The following is a 16876-nucleotide window of genomic DNA, read 5'->3' as shown; positions in this document are numbered from 1 at the left end:
GTGCGTTCATCTGATCGCCTCATCAACGTATCTGAGAGATGCGAATCGCCCGTAAGTCACTTCAAGCGCAGGGGTATCGAGGGCACGCGTAATCAGCCGCTTGTTCTGTCCCACTTTGGCGCAAGCCCAGGTGGATTGACGATCCGGCTGTCCGCCGTCGCCAACGAATGTATTGCCGTCATATCCTCGCTCTCCAGTTCGAAGTCGAATACCGCGAGGTTCTGCGCCAGCCGCTCAAGCTTGGCGGTCCTCGAAAGCGCGACAACTCCGCGCTGTTGTACAAGCCACCGCAAGACTATCTGAGCGATGGTTTTGTCGTAACGGGCCGCGATCTCCTCAAGCGTTGGCTCCAAGAACACACGGCCAATCGCCATGCCGCAGTATCCCGTCACGGCAAGCCCCGCCTGCAACGTGCTTTCAATCAGCAAGGACTGGTTCAGATACGGGTGATATTCGAACTGGTTCGTCACGAGAGGAACCGCAGAGAGCCGCACAGATTCCGCCATCAATGCGCGATTGAAATTGCTCACGCCGATGTGTCGAACCTTGCCGGCGCGCGCGACTGCATTGAGGCCCGCGATCTGTTCCGCCAGCGGTACGTTCGATCCCGGCCAGTGCAGCAAAAGCAGATCGATATAGTCTGTCTTGAGCCTTCGGAGGCTCTCGTTCACTGACGCTTCGAAGTTTCTCACTGCATAATTGCTCACCCAGACCTTGGTCGTCAGAAAGATTTCGCTTCTTGGGATGCCGGACGCTGCGACGCAGTCGCCGATTTCGCCTTCGTTACCGTAGATTTGCGCGGTATCGATATGGCGGAAGCCGGCACGAAGCGCTGCGGGGATCAGTCGATAGATCTCCGCAGCGCTCATTCCGTAAGTGCCGAAGCCGATCGCCGGAATGGCGGCGTTACCAACATGGACGTTTTGCATGAGGTGTTCCCGAAAGAGTCTTCGCACACTGCCTGAACCGCAAACCGCTTTAAGCGGACTATCCGATGCGCCCGCTGCGACGCAGTTGTACCCCGATCTCCCTGATCCTGGCCTCACCCGCACGCAACGTTTCCGACGACGTATGAACCGAGTAATAGCCAAGCACGAGATCGTGCGGATGAGGGATCGCGGAGCCGAGGACGAACTCTGTGTCTTCATCGGCAGTGAATGCCAGGACGTCTTCGGACTCGTCAAACACAACGAGCTCGTCGGCGACGGATTCATCTGCAATGCGCAGTGCGCCACGCTGTACACAAACCCAGGCGACCTCGTGACCAGCCGGTGGCGTGTATTCCCAACGCTCTCCAGCCGCAAGCCGCACGAACAGATAGTTGATGCCTGCCGGTGCGGCTACCGGGCTTTCGGCGTTTCCATAACGACCCAGGACAACGCGCGCCGGACCGATGCGAGGCACTTCGCTCACCGACAAATACTGGCTACGGGGCTCGCCTAGTTCGATCTCGGGCGGCAACGCGACCCACAGTTGAAAGCCGCGCACCGGTCCATCGCCTCGGGCGCGACCATCGTGCCACACGCCTCGCCCCGCGTTCATCCACTCGACGCTGCCAGCCGGCATGATCCCCGACGCGCCTGTCGTGTCTTCATACTCAACTTCACCTTCCAGCAGCACGGTCGTCGTGGCGAGGCCCGAATGGGGATGCATGGAAAAGCGCATGTTGGCTTCCACCGAGCTATCGAAATAGTCGAGAAAGACAAACGGCTTCAACACTTCTCCAAGGTCGGACGGACTGACCAGCCGCTTGACGGCACCGTGTTGCCGGCCGGCTGTCCGTGTGACTATCGCTCTTCCGGCCCTCAGCGGGCCGGAGGTATGGGCAGTAGTTTGCATGGCAGGCCTAGCTTGCGTTCAGAGGCGAAAGACGTGAAGCGATGCGTCCGAGCCGGGCATCCAGGCTGAACGCGCCCGCACCGAAGTAAGTGATCTGCAGGAGGCCGCCAGCCATCATCACGTTCTTGAGGAAGTGAATCATCTGGTTTTGGTCTGCCCAGTTGTGGTGGAAGAAAAGCGCCGTGACCACACAGAACACCGCCATTGCCACTGACACAACACGGGCGCGGTAGCCCGACAGCAGCAGCAAACCGCCGCCCAGTTCGGTCAGCACGGCAAGAACGAACGCGAGAGGCGGTACTGGCAGACCCATGGCTGCGATATAACCAACTGTCGCACCGTACGCCGCAAGCTTGCCGAGACCACTCATGACAAACGGCCCACCAATCAGGATGCGGCCCAACAGCGGAAGAAATTTAAAGCGTTCCATTACGATCTCCTAAATTAAATTACGGAGGTGGATGACAAGAAAGGGAATCAGCCGGCGTCCACCATCACCAGTTCTGAATCTTCAAGTGCTGAAATCTGCGCCGTGGCGATCGTCGTAATCGCCACACCGTCAAGCGGTCCAACCGGCTCGCCGTTCACTTCGATGCGCCCCGACGCCACCACGAGATAGGCGCGACGCGCTGGCGCCAATTCGTATCGAACGCTTTCGCCTGCCTTAAGCAGCGCGCCAAGTACACGCGCATCGGCTCGAATGGGAAGCGCACCTTCGTCGCCGCCAAACCCGCTGGCAAGGACTACGAAGCGCCCGGATCGGTCGCCTTTTGGGAAAGGCTTCGTATCCCACGCTGGTTCTCCACCGCTTTCACGAGGTCGCAGCCAGATCTGATAGAGCTTGAGCGGCACCTCGCCCCGATTGAACTCGGCGTGGCGTATTCCCTTGCCTGCGCTCATGACCTGGACATCGCCTGCGTTGATCACTCCCTCGGATCCCAACGTGTCCCGATGCCCGAGCAGCCCCTGACGCACGTAGGTGATGATCTCCATGTCACGATGTCCGTGCATCGGAAACCCGCTGCCAGCGGCGATCTCGTCGTCGTTCCAGACAATCAGGGGTCCCAGGGGAGCATGCGCAGGATTGCCGTCGGCGCTGACCGCGAAATGGTGTTTCGCACGCAGCCAGCCGTGGTCCGCCCTGTCCAATGATTCCCAACGCCTGTGTGTGAGCATGTCCGCCTCCGTTTCCCGCCACCGCGAATGCGGTGCAGGCCGCCTGTATGACCGGCCGGTTTCGGCGCGGGTACAGTTGATGAGGCACATGCTATATTTGCAACGAACCCGTGCATATCTCCTGTATTGGAATGCATCGTTGCCCAGGATAGAACGATAAAAGCGAGCTTGTGCCTATGAATGCGATCACCGACCTCAACGATCTTCGGCTCTTCGCAGAGGTGGTCGAGCACGGCAGCTACACGGCGGCCGCGCGCAACCTCGGCCTGCAGACGTCGAAGCTCAGCCGGCGCATTCGTGCTCTGGAAGAAGAACTTGGCGTCCGCCTGCTCAATCGCACCAGCCGGAGCCTGTCTTTGACGGAAACGGGGCGGCAGTTCCACCAGCATTGCCTCGCGCTCGTAGCGGAAGCCAACGCTGCCAAAGATATCGTGGACCGCACGCGCGCCAGGCCGCAGGGCACCGTCCGCATCGCCTGCCCCGTCGCCTTGCTTGAGTCCGGCATCTCCACGATCATCGCGCGATACGTCGAGGAGAATCCTGATGTCCAGGTTCTGCTGGATGCAACCAACCGCCGCGTAGATGTCGTCGAGGAAGGCCTGGACTTTGCGATCCGGGTCAGGCTTCCGCCGTTGGAGAACACCGATCTCGCGGTGCGCCAGTTGGGACTGTCGATCCGCATTCTGGTTGCCAGTCCGGCCTTGGCGGCGCGCTATCCGGCGCCCAGTTCGATCGAATCGGTGAAGGAATGGCCCACCGTTTCCATGGCCAGCAGCGGCGGGCGGTTTGTCTGGGACCTCGTCGACGCCGAGGGACACGCGACATCATGGGCGCATCGACCGCGCCTCGCCACCGACGACCTGGCCAGCCTCCGGGTCGCGGCGATATCAGGTGTCGGGGTGGCCATGCTGCCGAGGGAGCAGGTCGAGGCCGATATTCAGGCAGGCCGCCTGCAGCACCTGCTGCCAGGTCTGGCCAGCACGCCGGGTCTCGTGCATGCGATCTTCCCCACGCGCCGAGGCATGGTTCCGGCGGTGCGTCACCTGCTCGACGCACTCGTTTCGGGGTGCGAAGGTTTGAACCCGGCGCACTAGAGTGGCAAGTCAACCTCCTGCGCCACGACTCAGTTGCCGGCCTCCCGGCGCCCCTGTTCCTCAACCGTATAGATCGCCTCCGGCATCACCTCTAGCCGGCCTTTCGGAATCGGGTCGCCGCTTTTGTCCGAAAAGCCGTAGGTGCCCTCATCGATCTTCTGCAGGGCACGCTCGATGTCGCCGATGCGCAGGTCATTCGTGTTACGCAGCGACTGGTTGATTTCATCCTGCGCCATTCCTTGCGCGTCGTCCTCGAATTCTTCGGCCTCGTCGCCGTGCTCCTCCTGGGACGCACGCTCATCGGCAATCGTGCCCTCTTCTGTACCGAGCAATTGCCGACGCAGCGCCTCGAGACGCGTGCGTTGTTGCGCGATAAACGCCTCACTCAAGCCACCTGATTGATCCGGCATGGTGTTCTCCCTTACGGCAATAGACGGAACGCAGCGTGATCCGCGTTTCGCGATTTCGTCACATGAACGACCATCATCGCGCCGAAAGCATGCGGCCGCAATGCCTATACCGACGACGAATGCCATGAGCATGTCACGAACACGCGGAAGTGGCATGATTGGGCTCGGTCAGCGAGAAGCAACCGCGCAACCGCAAACGGGTTTCAATCAGGAACGTAAAAGGAGAACACGATGGCAGAGAGCACCGTTTCTTACGGCGGATATGAAATCGTTATATCCCCTGAGACCAACAAGTTCGGCGCCTGGGTCACAAGCGTGAGCCTGAAAGATAGCGCGGGAAAAGTTGTCGAACATCGTCCCATGACCGTTCAACCCGAATGGCGGACTGAAGCGGAAGCGATTAGAGACGCAGTCGAGTGGGGGAGCCGGTTCATCGAGCGTGAACTCAACACGCCGCGGTCGCACTCATGGGTGGTCGACCGGTCCCGTGCGGAAATCTGGTTTCGCGATGTGCAGGAAAAATCGCGTGGCCCCGAAATCGACGCGTAAAGCCAGAAGGCCGAGGAGTGCAACAGAACCCGGCGAGGCGGGTTCTGTTCGCGTTCAGAGGATTTTTGCGGGATTTTCATCCTGCAAAAATCCTCAAACGATAGGTCCTCGACGGTGCAACAATGCCCTATCAGAACTGGTGATTGATACCGATAGTCGCGCCGAACTGGCTACGGGACGACGCAGCAGATTGCTCAGCGATGGCCGCCGTCGCGGTAACCACCTTGCCGTTATCGATCGTCTGGCCGTTAGCCCGCTGGAACGCCTCCAGCACATAGATGCGAGTTCTCTTGGAAAGGTTATAGAGCTCGGTCAGGTTGATCTGCTGATAACTCGCGGCGTCCTGGACACCGTTGGCCTGGGTAGCACGCGTGTAGCTGTAGCCAACGGCCAGATCCCACGACACCACCGGCCGGTAATGGAGAACCGCGCCGCCCGTGTTGAAGATCGCGGTCGTCGAGAAGCCTGAGTTCGGACCCACGATATATTGCACATTCGAATAGGATGCCGAAACATCCCATTGCGGATTGAACTGATAGCCGCCGGTCACAGCGAAGCGTTGCTGCGCTGCCGCGTTCTGATAGCCGTTCGTGATGCTCGATTCACCCTGTTCGCCGGTGCCCGAGTAGGCGGTCGAACTCGAGCTCCAGGCACCACCGCCGCTCGTTGCATTGTCAAAGCGCGCAAAGCCGACGCCTATGCCCGCGCCGCCAGCCACGTATTGCGCACCGACGCTCCACGATGCGCCCGAATTGAAGGCGCCCGCTACTCCGCCCAACGCGTACATGCCGCTTATCTTCAACCCGGCGAATGACGGCGACGTGTAGACGAGGGCATTGTTGACGCGATAATCGGTATCGAGCGCGTCGAGGTCGCCCGGATGGGCGCCGAAGGCACCTGTCAGCCACGGCGTCGGACCGTATTGCGCGAGCATGTTGTAGTAAGGCGTGTACTGGCGCCCTGCCGTGAACGTACCGTAGGTATCGTTGGTCAGGCCCACCCAGGAAGCGCGGCTAAACATCAGGCCGGCCTTGCTCAATGCGCCGGTGTCGGCATTGAAACCCTCTTCGAGCTGAAAGATCGCCCTGGTGCCGCCGCCCAGGTCCTCAACGCCCTTGAAGCCGAAGCGCTCGCCACCCCACACCCCTTCAACCAGCTTGACCACCGATTGTCCACCCTTGGTCGCGCCAGTCGACGGAGCCTGGCTGCTCAGGTAACCCACCCCCGTGTCCACAATCCCGTACAGCGTGACGCTGCTTTGCGCAAACACCGTCCCTGTCGCAAGCATGGCCGTCATGCCAGCGAGTACAAACCCGGCTTCCTTGTAGCGTTTCATCTGATCATCCTTTGTTGTCGTTGGAGTTATGGCGGCATGTCATGCCGCACGAAATTGTCCGGCTGCCATCCCGGCACCCAGTTATCGCTCTCGTCGTCACGCATCTCCAGAAATGCCGTTCATGACGATAAGTTATCCTTATCACGTGTTTCGAACCCTGGTCTCCTGTCGGAAAGCGCGTTCGGATGTCGCAGGCTGGGACCGATGAAGCTTTCTTTGCTGTGTGAGCTTGTGTTCGTGCGGACGGGCGCTAGCGTTCAAAGCGTGGGTTGAAGTCGCACTGAGCCGGAGGCCGAGTCGTCGCTTCGAGCGACATCCACGGCGCGACATTTGACTGACAACCGCACCAAATTGAACGCGCTAACTCACTAAAATCCTGTTATTTGGGATTTTTCGCGGATTAGCGCCCTGACAACTTTACTGTCCCAGAAACTATCCGTAAGCGAACATACCGAACCACAGGCAATGATGTCAAGCAACTTGAGGTGAGCAGCAGATGTCGCTGCTTAGGGAGAAATGACGTAACTATTTGTTTTAATTTTAATATTTTATATACGTAAGGAAAACCCGAATGTGGTGATTCCGCATACGCTTAACATCATGAAGAAAAATATCGACTCGTAATACAACTATATTCTTACATCGGTCAGTGAGCCCGCATAGCCAGCAGCGCCGTTGTCCGGCCTTCTGCTGGCCCCGCGATCTCACTCCACCGCCGACCTTACCGGCTGATGGACGAGATCAGCGCCAGCACCTTCCTCCACAACCTGGCCGTAATCGAGCTTGATATAGCGATCCGCGAGTCCAAAGTAGCGATCGTCATGGGTGATCACCAGAACGGTTTTGCCTTTGACCTTGAGATCCGGCAGCAGGCGGCGATAAAACACATCCTTGAAGGTCGGATCCTGATCTGCGGCCCACTCGTCGAACACATAGAACGGACGGTCCTCGAGATACGCAACCATTAGCGCGAGACGTTTGCGCTGCCCCTGCGACAGATTGATCGTCGACAGCTTGCCGTCGCGAATCGTCACCTTATGCTCCAGATGCAGCAGTTCGAGCAGCTCCTGTGCATGAGCGTCCAGCCCCTCCAGATGCAGGCCATGCAACTGGTCGAACAGGAAGAAATCGTTGAAAACGACTGAAAAATGCTGACGGTAGATGTCGCGCTCGGCCTCGCCGACCGCCTGGCCATTCAGCAGGATTTCACCGCCTTCCGGCGCATAGAGGCCCACCAGCATCTTCGCAAGCGTCGTCTTGCCGCTGCCGTTGCCGCCAATCAGGTACACCAGCTCGCCCGGTTTGAACGCCAGGCTAACCGGCCCGAGCGTGAACACCTCGTTTTCTTTCTCGCGGAAATAGCGGTGCGTGACACCCTTCAGCGCGATGCTATCGAACGCGCGAGCCGATTCTGCGGGCAGCACGTTCTCACGAGGAAGGTCGCGGTTCACCTTGTCGACACGTTCTAGCGCCACCTTCGCCGAACCCAGCGAGGGAATCGACGACAGCAGGCTCTCGATTGCCGTGCTCATGTAGAGGAAGATCACCACGTAGCCCGACAGCACATGTCCTTGCACCGGATAGATGCGTGTCAGCAGAAACAGCACGCAGCCGATGAAGGCGAGGAAAATCATGCTGCCCCAGCTCGCGGCAGCCGTGTACAGCACATAGCCGTGCGTGCGCTGCACGCGCACCGCCTCGACACTCGTAGCGAGCGAGTCGTCGACGAACGCTTGTCTGCGGCGGCGATGTAGTTTGAGTTCTTTTGCCCCATCGAAGAGCGAGCGGAAGTCGCCCACCAGATCATCTTCCCGCTGACGCGAACTGCGCAGATGAAACATGGCACGTGTATTGGCCAGATGAAATCCCAGCGATCCGATCAGGATCGTCACCAGCGCAAACAGCAGGATTTGCCACGACAGATAGCCCAGATACGCGAGACAGCCCAGCACAATCGAAGTGTTCATCGCGAGTGTCGGCACGCTCAGGAAGAACACGACGATAGTGTCGAGATCCTGCGTCAGTACCGTCAACGCCTTTGCGCCGCCCTGGCGTTCGAGGTTCTGATAGGAAGCCTCAGTAACGCTGCGGATCGTCCTCATGCGTAGCGCCGCTTTGGTTGCCTGGCCGAGCCGCACGAAGAAGGTCTGCGACAGCGTTCGCGTGACGAGCACGGCGAGCGCCAGCAGCAGAAAGCGCCAGCCAAGCTCCGACAACTGGTCGGCCGAAGCGCCGAGCGCCTGATTGATGATCGCGATGAGCGCGGCATTGCTCAGACCGCCGACAACACTCGTTATCAGCGCGAGCAGTAGAATCCAGCGGGATTGCCGGACCAGGGTCAGTAGCAGGGACATGAAAACCTTGTTTTGAAGTAGTTGAAAACGTCCAGCGTATCGGTCAATGCGTTGCCAGTCAGATGCGAGGCCACCGTCATAGCTCCGCGAGAATGTCCTGCATTTCAGCCGCCATTGCATCATCGTCCTGCGCCACCCGGTTCGCGGACGCGAGCGTCTGCGCGAGGTGATACAGCGGCTGATTGTTCATCAGATCCGCCAATTGCGCTTCGATGCCTAACGTACTCCGGATTGCCGACTGCACCTGCATCGCCGCCAGCGAGTGGCCGCCGAGTTCGAAGAAGCGATCGCTACGGCCTACCTGCTGTACCTCGAGGACACTGGCCCAGATCGCGGCAAGCGCCTCTTCAAGCTGGCCTTGTGGCGGGTCGGCCGGTTCCGCGTCTGCCTGCATCAGCTCATGCGAACCGGGCATGGGCAGCGCGAGCCGGTCGATCTTGCCATTCGGGTTCAGCGGCAACGCGTCGAGCACGATCACCGCTGACGGCACCATGTAGTCCGGCAGCGTAGCAGCGAGGCCGGCGCGTAACGCGCGAACGTCGAGTTGCGCGCCCGGCACCGCTGCGACATAGGCCAGCACGCGCGCGCCGCCCGCGCCTTCGCGCACCACCGCCACTGCCTCGCGCACTTCACGCTGACACAATAGCGCCGATTCGATCTCGCCGAGTTCGATGCGGAAGCCGCGCACCTTCACCTGATGATCGATGCGGCCCAGATAGTCGAGCGTGCCACGAGCGTTCCAGCGCACCACATCGCCAGTTCGATACAACCGGCCACCAGGGGACGCCGCATGAGGATCGGCGATGAAACGTTCCGCCGTCAAGCCTGGGCGTCCATGGTAGCCACGTGCCAGCAGCGTGCCGCCGATGCACAACTCGCCGGCCACGCCGACCGGCACGGGATTAAGCTGTGCATCAAGGACCTGCAGCGAACGGCCGTCGAGCGGACCCCCAATCGAAATATGCGGCGGGATCTCAACACCTGTGCGCAGATAGGGCGAGCAATCGAATGCGCTCGCCGTGACCGTAGCCTCACTCGGCCCGTAGGTGTTCGCGAGCTCAACGTGTGCGAGGCCCGCCGTGCGCCAGGCGAGTACGCCGTCAGCGGGCATCGCCTCGCCGCCGGCATGCACCCTGCGCAGGCTCGCACAAGCGACGCGTGCACGCGGATTACTGGCGAAGTCCTGGGCCAGTGCGTTCCAGTAGGCAGTGGTGAGATCGGCAACCGTGATGCGTTGTTGTTCGACCTCATCGAGAAAGCGCTCGCTGCTCCATAGCTGCGGTCCACGCAGGATCAATGCAGCGCCTGCGCTCAGCGTCGCAAACACCTGTTCGACAAAGCCATCGAAATTGAACGTAGAGAACTGCAGGACGCGGTCGCTCGAAGTGACACCGAACAGATCGATCGATACCTGGGTATGCTGAGCAAGCGCACCATGCGTAATCCCGACGCCTTTCGGGCGGCCGGTCGAGCCTGAGGTATAGATCACGTAGGCGAGGTTGTCGCGCGATACGGTGCACGCAGGAGCGCGGTCCATCTCCTCATCCTCAGGACGGGCACCCGCCAGCGCCGACGCCTGCTGCACGTCGATGCTGGCTACGCCAAGCTCTGCGAGAGCGTCAGTGGACGCCCCGCCAGTCAGTGCCAGCTTGATCCCGCTATCCTCGATCATGAACGCGAGCCGCTCGGCCGGGTAGGACGGATCGAGCGGCACATAAGCGCCGCTCGCCTTCAGCACGGCAAGCACCGCGATGATCATCTCGAACGAGCGCTCAAGCGCAATGCCGACACGCGATTCCGCCCCGACGCCGGCCGCGCGCAGACGATGCGCGAGACGGTTGGCACGGCGTTCGAGCGTCGCATAGTCGAGCGATTCGCCGTCGAGCATAAGCGCCTGCCCGGCGCCCCGCATGGCTACCTGACGGCTGATGCGTTCGTGCACCAGCGGTGCCTGCTCAAGCCTGCCGCCCGCTCCCCGTTGCCGCAATTGCGCGAATTCGGCATCAGGCAACATTGTCAGCGCACCGAGCGGAGCCGCCGGATTCGCAACGAACGCGTCGATTAGCGCTACCAGGTGCGACGCCAGATGTTCGACCTGCGACGCATCGAAAGCGCTACACGTGTAGGCGAATTCGATCCGCAAAGTCTCGCCGTCCCGTTGCGCGCCGCTATGTTGTGCGTGTCGTCCGTGGGTAACCGACAGTGTCAGCGGATAACTCGTGCGATCCTCGCTACGCAGCCCGGAGAACTGCAACTCACGCGATGTCGCTGCTTCAAGGATCTCGTCGACCGGATAGTTCTCGAACACGACGATGCTGTCGAACAACGCCTGCCCGCCTTCCAGTTTCGCCCAGCGCTGGATGTCGTACAGTGCGACGTGCTCGTGTTCGCGTGCCGCTACGCCGTGCTGCTGAATCTGTTCGAGCCATGCACCGACGCTCAGCGAAGGTTGCGGCACGGCGATCACTGGGATCGTATTGATGAACAGACCGAGGGTGCGGTGCGCACTGGCCAACGCTTCGGGGCGACCGGCGACGGTCGCCCCGAAGCTTACCGTGCGCTGCCCCGTGTAACGCTGAAGCAACAGGAGCCAGGCCGCCTGCACCAAAGTGTTCAGCGTTACGTGCTGTGCTTTCGCGAAAGCGCTTAGCTGTGCGGTGTGCTCGGCATCCCAGATCCGCAACGTTGAAGCATGTGACTCCGCGCGTATAGTGCTGGTCGACTCGGGTGAATCGGCCCGGCTGGTCGCTGCGGCGGCAGCGTCCACGGCCTCTGGCTTCGGCAACGCGCTAGCCAGCAACGTCGAACCGTCGAGGCGGCCGGTCTGCGCTCGCCACCACGCCTCACTTGCATTCTGATCGCGGGACTGCAGCCACGCGATAAACTCGCGATAACGTCCGGGCGGCCCAACCTGCTTGCGGCCTTCATACTCACCCAGAACTTCCGCGAGCAATTGCGCGGCACTCCAGCCGTCGAGCAGCGCGTGATGAAAGGTCCAGACGAAGTGATAACGCGATGCGGCCGTACGGATCAGCGTCACGCGCCACAACGGTGGACGGCCCAGATCGAAACCGCTCTCGACCTGCGCGGCCGCATAGGCATCCAGCCGCGTTGCAAGCTCTGGCTCTTGCGCATCGCGCCAGTCTTCGATGAAGAACGGTAGCTCGATGTGGCGCGCCACCCACTGGCGAGGCGCATCCTCAAACGAAAGAAAGCCAGTGCGCAGAATGTCATGGCGCGCAGCAGCCGATTCCCACGCTGCCTGAAAGCGCACGCAGTCAAGTCGTTCGATGTCGACACGCAACTGGTTCACATACGCGCCGGACTGCTGCCCCAGCAGACTGTGAAACACAATGCCCGTCTGCATCGGCGCCAGCGGATACAGGTCTGCGATTTCGCCGGCGCCCACCGGCAAGTTGTCGAGCTGCGCCTGATCGAGCATGGCGATCGGAACATCCGATGGCGTCAGGCCGCACGCACCGCTTTCACAATGCGCGAGCACCGCCAGCAGTTCACGACGAATATCTTCCGCGAGCGTGTCGAGCGTGCTCGCATCGTAACGGTCGCCACGTGCGTGCAGTAGCGTCAACGACAACTCGCCACCGTGCACCTGGCCTGCGATTTCGAGCGCGTGCGTACTGCCACTGCGTTCGTCGTGCGTGTGGCCGGTGCCTTCGCTCGCCAGTTGCCAGCCACCGTCGCCAGCGAGCGTGCCGTCGAACTGGCCGAGGTAGTTGAACAGCACCTCTGCATGACCGACTTCCGATAGCGCCGCACGTTGTTCTGGAGTTCCCAGATATTTAAGCATACCGAAGCTCATTCCGCCGTGCGGTACTTCACGGCGCGCTTCCTTCACGCGCTTTAACGCAGCGCCGATCTCGCCACTAGGGTCGAGCCGGAATGGATAGACCGCCGTGAACCAGCCCGTGGTGCGGCTCAGGTCTGCCGCGCCGAAATGTGTCTCACGGCCATGTCCTTCGAGATCGATACGCAACACGTCCCGTTTGGCGAAGCGACACAAGGCACGACCGCTTGCCAATAGCAACAGATCGGCGAGCTGGGTTCGATAGGCCACCGACGCATCGCGCATCAAGCGGCCCGTCGTGGCAGCGTCGAAGCGCACGGTGGAGCTGACTGGAGCAAAGGATTGTGGCCCGACGCCGCCACTATCGCCTATCGAACCCGCGGGCAGCGCGACCGGAACATCGGCCAGCGCCTGCCACCTGGCGCTGTATCGTTCAATCTCCGGCTGACGTGCAGCGTGCTGCAACTGGCGGGCGAACGCCTGATACGAGGTGGTACGCGCGGGCAACGACACTGCCTCGCCCGCAACCAGTTGCGTGTATGCGCGCCGCAGATCATCGAGCAGGATGCGCCACGACACGGTATCGATGACGAGGTGATGGATCGCGATGAACAGACGCCAACTGCCGTCCTCGATACGCATGGCAAGTGCTCGCAACAGCGGCCCGCGTGTCAGATCAAGCGTGCGCTGCGCGGCGTCGCAGAGTGTCTCGATGGCGGATGTACGCACGCTGCTCTCAACCTGCAGCATGGGCGCTGACTCCACGGGCGCGTATTGCTGACGCCAGCTAAAGCCGTCCGATTGCGCCGGCTCGCACGGCACGAAGCGCAGACGCAACGAATCATGATGTGCGACGACAGCGTGCAATGCCTGTTCGAGACGATCGGTGTCGACGGCCTCATCGAGGCGCAGCAACACCGCCTGGTTCCAATGATGACGTTCCGGCAGCGGCTCCGCAAAAAAACGCGCCTGAATCGGCAGCAACGGAGCCGGTGCTTGCGGATCTATTGTGGTGGATGCATTGCGGTCGTCCGGCAGCGCTTCGTCTGGAGCGACTGCGCAGGCCGCGAGTTGCGCAATCGTCTGCTGTTCGAAGATCTGCCGGGCGGTCAAAAGAAGTCCGGCCTGACGCGCACGCGCAACGATCTGCAGTCCCATGATCGAATCGCCGCCCAGCTCGAAGAAATTCTCATGACGCCCGATCCGCTCACGCCGCAGCAACTGTGCCCAGATATCCGCCAGGCGCTCTTCGACAGTGCCCTGCGGAGCGTCGTCGTTCGCCGGCGCGCATGCTTGCGTGGGGGTAGGCAATGCATGCCGGTCCACCTTGCCGTTCGCGTTGAGCGGCAACGCGTCGAGCACCATCACGACGCTGGGCACCATGTAGTCGGGCAGCGTCGCGGCCAGTCCCGCGCGCAGCGCGGCCGTATCCAGCGAGTAGCCCGGTAGCCCGCTCACATAGCCCACCAGCCGCGTGCCACCCGGTCCCTCCTGCGCGTCCACCACGGCGTCGCGCACACCGGGCTGGGCGCGCAATTGCGCTTCCACTTCCCCCAGCTCGATACGAAAACCGCGCACCTTGACCTGATGATCGATGCGTCCGATGTACTCCAGCTCGCCGTCGCTGCGCCAGCGCACCAGATCGCCGGTCCTGTAGAGCCGCGCGCCCGGGTCGCCGGAAAACGGATCGGGCACGAAGCGTTCGGCCGTCAGTCCCGGCCGGCCCAGATAGCCGCGCGCCATACCGGTGCCACCCAGATATAACTCGCCAGGCAGACCTGACGGTACCCGGTTCATCTGCGCGTCGAGAACCCAGGCGCTGCGCTCGCCGACTGGCCGGCCAATCGGTGCGTACGCGCTGTCGAACCGGGCGTCGGCGTCAGGCTGCCAGAGCGTCGGTGTCACCACGGTTTCCGATGGCCCGTAGGCGTTGTAAATCCGCTGCGGATTCAGGTGCGTGCGCACTGCCTCGAAGCCCGCCCTCGACCATGCTTCGCCGCCCGCGATGCAGGCCCGCAGGCTCACCGCGCCGGTCTCCGTGACCCGGGCAAACGCGTCGAGATACGCAGGCGGCAGATAGAGCACTGAGACGTTCTTCGAGCGAATCTCGTGGACGAGCCGCTGCGCCGACCACACCTCGTCGTCGCGTAGTACGATTGCCGCCCCGTTCATCAGGGGCACGAGGAACTGCTCTGCGGCAGCGTCGAAACTGACCGAAGCAAAATGCAGAAGGCGGTCCGCGGCACTCATGCCGTAGCATTTCCCGACGGCATGGCAATGCGCCGCAAGTGCTCCGTGTGCAACCGCGACGCCCTTCGGCCGCCCGGTCGAGCCGGATGTGTAGACGACGTACGCGAGATTGTCGGCATGCGGCGTGAGCAGCGGATTCCCCGCAGGTTCGTTCGAGACATCGAGGGTATCGAGATCGAGCATCCGTCCCGCGCCGGATACAGGCAGGTGCGCGACGGACGCCCGATGCGTCTGCACGAGCAGCAGTTCGATACCGCTATGGTCGATCATGTAAGCGAGGCGCTCTGCCGGATACGCCAGATCGAGCGGCACATAGACGCCGCCCGCTTTCAGGATCGCGAGCTGCGCAACCAGCATCTCAGGCGAACGTGCCATTGCAAAGCCGACCCGAACCTCCGGTCCAACACCCTCGTGGATCAGACGTGCGGCGAGCCGGTTGGCGCGCTCGTTCAATTCGCTGTAGCTGAGTTGCACGTCGCCACACAGCAAGGCCACTGCATCGGGCTGCGCCTCTACATGCATTTCGAATGACCGGTGCACTAGCGGCATGCCAGCGGCCACGTCAACCCGGTGCGCCAGGAATTGCGATGGCTGGCACTCCGCGGGATCTGATAACTCAATGTCTATGAGCGCCTGGGCGGGATTCTCTGCCAACCCGCTCAGCACCTTCACATAGTGACGGCCGAAACGTTCGATCGTCTCTTTATTGAACAGATCCCTCGCATAAATCAGTTGTGCCGATAAATTCCCGTCGGAGGCCTCGACGATATTGAGCGTTAATTCGAAAGCCGCAGCACCGTCGGTCAGTTCGTACCATTCGACAGTCAGCCCGGGCAGCGCGTCGAGCACCCGGTAGTCACTGTGCAGATGACTGAACATCACCTGAAACAGCGGGTTATGGCTCAGACTGCGCTCCGGCTGCAGCGCATCCACCAGTACATCGAACGGTAAATCCTGGTGCGCCTGTGCGCCAACCGTCGCCTGCCGGGTACGCTCGAGCAGTTCACCTAGCGTGTCGCGGCCGGCGATCTCGGCGCGCAGCACCTGCGTATTGACGAAGAAGCCGATCAGCGGCTCCGTTTCGACGCGGTTGCGGTTCGCGACCGGAACGCCTACACGGATGTCGCGCTCGCCTGTGTAGCGGTGCAGCAGCGCCTGGAATGCGGCCAGCAACACCATGAACGGTGTCGTCGAACTGCGCTGCGCGCGCTCGCGGACGGCCTGCGCCAGTTCGGGCGGCAGCGTCACGCCATGGCGGCCTGCCGTGTACGACGCGTGCGCCTGGCGCGGTGCGTCCGTCGGTAATGCCAGCACGGGATGCGTCGTGCCCAGCGTATCGCGCCAGTAAGCGAGCTGCTTTTCCTGCTCGCCTGCTTCGAGCCACTCGCGTTGCCAAGCCGCGTAGTCTGCGTATTGCACGGGCAACGCATGTGCGGTCAACGGTTCGCTCATTACTGCTGCGCGGTAATGCTCCACCAGTTCTTCCAGCAGAACCTGTATCGACCAGCCGTCCGAGACGATGTGATGCAGCGACAGAACCAGCAGGCTGCGGCCTGCTTCGCCTTCGCTGCGGTACAGGGCGGCACGCAACAATGGACCGGCCGCCAGATCGAACGGCTCGCTCGCCAGTGCGCGCGCAGCCGTGTTGATCTGTGTGGCCGGCAAAGTAACTTCGCGCCAGTTGAGCTGAGCATGTGCATCTATCTGTTGTTCGACCCGGCCTGCTTCGTTTGCTACGAAGCGTGTGCGCAGCACTTCATGACGCGCCACGATTGCTTCAAAACTCGCGCGCAACGCAACCGCATCGACCTCGCCGGTCAGCCACAGCCCACCTGCCACGTGATACGCACTGCTCTCACGATCAAGCTGCCACAAGAACCATTGCCGCTGCTGAGCGTATGAAACCGGCAGTTTTTGTTCGGACACCCGCGCCCGCGCAAGAATCGGTAACTGCGCTGGCGTTACGCCCTGCTCGTTCATCCTCTGCCAGAACAGACGACGCTTGTCCGGCGACAACTCGATGAAGCGCTCGGCAATGCGTCGCGCGGTGTCTTTTTCCATGA

The 16876-nt window shown here is 61.5% G+C and carries 10 protein-coding genes; 2 read left to right on the top strand and 8 right to left on the bottom strand.

Annotated elements, in window-relative coordinates; translation table 11 throughout:
• Positions 1–92: 92 nt before the first annotated feature.
• From P3T20_RS32380 to P3T20_RS32365, 4 genes are read right to left on the bottom strand one after another with little or no spacing between them, the layout of a single operon-like run.
• Positions 93–929: an aldo/keto reductase gene (locus P3T20_RS32380; RefSeq protein ID WP_074267469.1), complete on the bottom strand. Its 837-nt coding sequence runs from the start codon at positions 927–929 to the stop codon at positions 93–95.
• 58 nt (positions 930–987) lie between these two features.
• Complete coding sequence (locus tag P3T20_RS32375) at positions 988–1839, bottom strand: pirin family protein (protein WP_074267468.1); 852 nt, start codon at positions 1837–1839, stop codon at positions 988–990.
• 7 nt (positions 1840–1846) lie between these two features.
• Entirely contained in the window at positions 1847–2269 is a 423-nt protein-coding gene (locus P3T20_RS32370) for a DoxX family protein (protein WP_074267467.1), read from the bottom strand.
• Between the two features lie 47 nt (positions 2270–2316).
• On the bottom strand, positions 2317–3015 hold the full coding sequence (locus tag P3T20_RS32365) for a pirin family protein (RefSeq protein WP_074267466.1): 699 nt from the start codon (positions 3013–3015) through the stop codon (positions 2317–2319).
• A 176-nt stretch (positions 3016–3191) separates the two neighbouring features.
• Between P3T20_RS32365 and P3T20_RS32360 the strand changes: the two genes are divergently transcribed.
• Positions 3192–4109: a LysR substrate-binding domain-containing protein gene (locus P3T20_RS32360; protein WP_074267465.1), complete on the top strand. Its 918-nt coding sequence runs from the start codon at positions 3192–3194 to the stop codon at positions 4107–4109.
• 29 nt (positions 4110–4138) lie between these two features.
• On the opposite strand, the gene P3T20_RS32355 is transcribed toward P3T20_RS32360, so the two are convergent.
• Complete coding sequence (locus P3T20_RS32355; RefSeq protein ID WP_254368975.1) at positions 4139–4645, bottom strand: TraR/DksA family transcriptional regulator; 507 nt, start codon at positions 4643–4645, stop codon at positions 4139–4141.
• A gap of 105 nt (positions 4646–4750) precedes the next feature.
• Here P3T20_RS32355 and P3T20_RS32350 point away from each other — a divergent pair, with 105 nt between their 5' ends.
• Entirely contained in the window at positions 4751–5068 is a 318-nt protein-coding gene (locus tag P3T20_RS32350) for a DUF6566 family protein (protein ID WP_074267463.1), read from the top strand.
• Between the two features lie 130 nt (positions 5069–5198).
• Here P3T20_RS32350 and P3T20_RS32345 read toward each other — a convergent pair whose 3' ends face one another.
• The 3 genes from P3T20_RS32345 to P3T20_RS32335 all read right to left on the bottom strand — a co-directional run bounded on the left by P3T20_RS32345 (position 5199) and on the right by P3T20_RS32335 (position 16874).
• Positions 5199–6404 (bottom strand): porin, encoded by a 1206-nt coding sequence (locus P3T20_RS32345; RefSeq protein WP_074267462.1) that lies wholly within the window; start codon positions 6402–6404, stop codon positions 5199–5201.
• Between the two features lie 704 nt (positions 6405–7108).
• The gene (locus P3T20_RS32340; RefSeq protein WP_074267461.1) at positions 7109–8758 is read right to left on the bottom strand and encodes a cyclic peptide export ABC transporter; all 1650 of its coding nucleotides are present in this window, start codon (positions 8756–8758) and stop codon (positions 7109–7111) included.
• Positions 8759–8834: 76 nt separating this feature from the next.
• Complete coding sequence (locus tag P3T20_RS32335; RefSeq protein ID WP_074267460.1) at positions 8835–16874, bottom strand: non-ribosomal peptide synthetase; 8040 nt, start codon at positions 16872–16874, stop codon at positions 8835–8837.
• Positions 16875–16876: the final 2 nt, after the last annotated feature.

Source organism: Paraburkholderia sp. GAS206C, from assembly GCF_050435645.1.
GTDB classification, from domain to species: Bacteria; Pseudomonadota; Gammaproteobacteria; order Burkholderiales; family Burkholderiaceae; genus Paraburkholderia; species Paraburkholderia phenazinium_B.
Note: the sequence above shows the minus strand (reverse complement) of the source record. Positions and strands in the feature narration are given on the sequence as shown.

Bases quoted from the DNA above. Each gene is read 5' to 3' on its own strand.
- P3T20_RS32350 (WP_074267463.1), top strand. From the start codon at position 4,751: ATGGCAGAGAGCACCGTTTCTTACGGCGGATATGAAATCGTTATATCC.
- P3T20_RS32340 (WP_074267461.1), bottom strand. From the start codon at position 8,758: ATGTCCCTGCTACTGACCCTGGTCCGGCAATCCCGCTGGATTCTACTG.
- P3T20_RS32365 (WP_074267466.1), bottom strand. From the start codon at position 3,015: ATGCTCACACACAGGCGTTGGGAATCATTGGACAGGGCGGACCACGGC.
- P3T20_RS32380 (WP_074267469.1), bottom strand. From the start codon at position 929: ATGCAAAACGTCCATGTTGGTAACGCCGCCATTCCGGCGATCGGCTTC.
- P3T20_RS32360 (WP_074267465.1), top strand. From the start codon at position 3,192: ATGAATGCGATCACCGACCTCAACGATCTTCGGCTCTTCGCAGAGGTG.
- P3T20_RS32375 (WP_074267468.1), bottom strand. From the start codon at position 1,839: ATGCAAACTACTGCCCATACCTCCGGCCCGCTGAGGGCCGGAAGAGCG.
- P3T20_RS32335 (WP_074267460.1), bottom strand. From the start codon at position 16,874: ATGGAAAAAGACACCGCGCGACGCATTGCCGAGCGCTTCATCGAGTTG.
- P3T20_RS32355 (WP_254368975.1), bottom strand. From the start codon at position 4,645: ATGGCATTCGTCGTCGGTATAGGCATTGCGGCCGCATGCTTTCGGCGC.
- P3T20_RS32370 (WP_074267467.1), bottom strand. From the start codon at position 2,269: ATGGAACGCTTTAAATTTCTTCCGCTGTTGGGCCGCATCCTGATTGGT.
- P3T20_RS32345 (WP_074267462.1), bottom strand. From the start codon at position 6,404: ATGAAACGCTACAAGGAAGCCGGGTTTGTACTCGCTGGCATGACGGCC.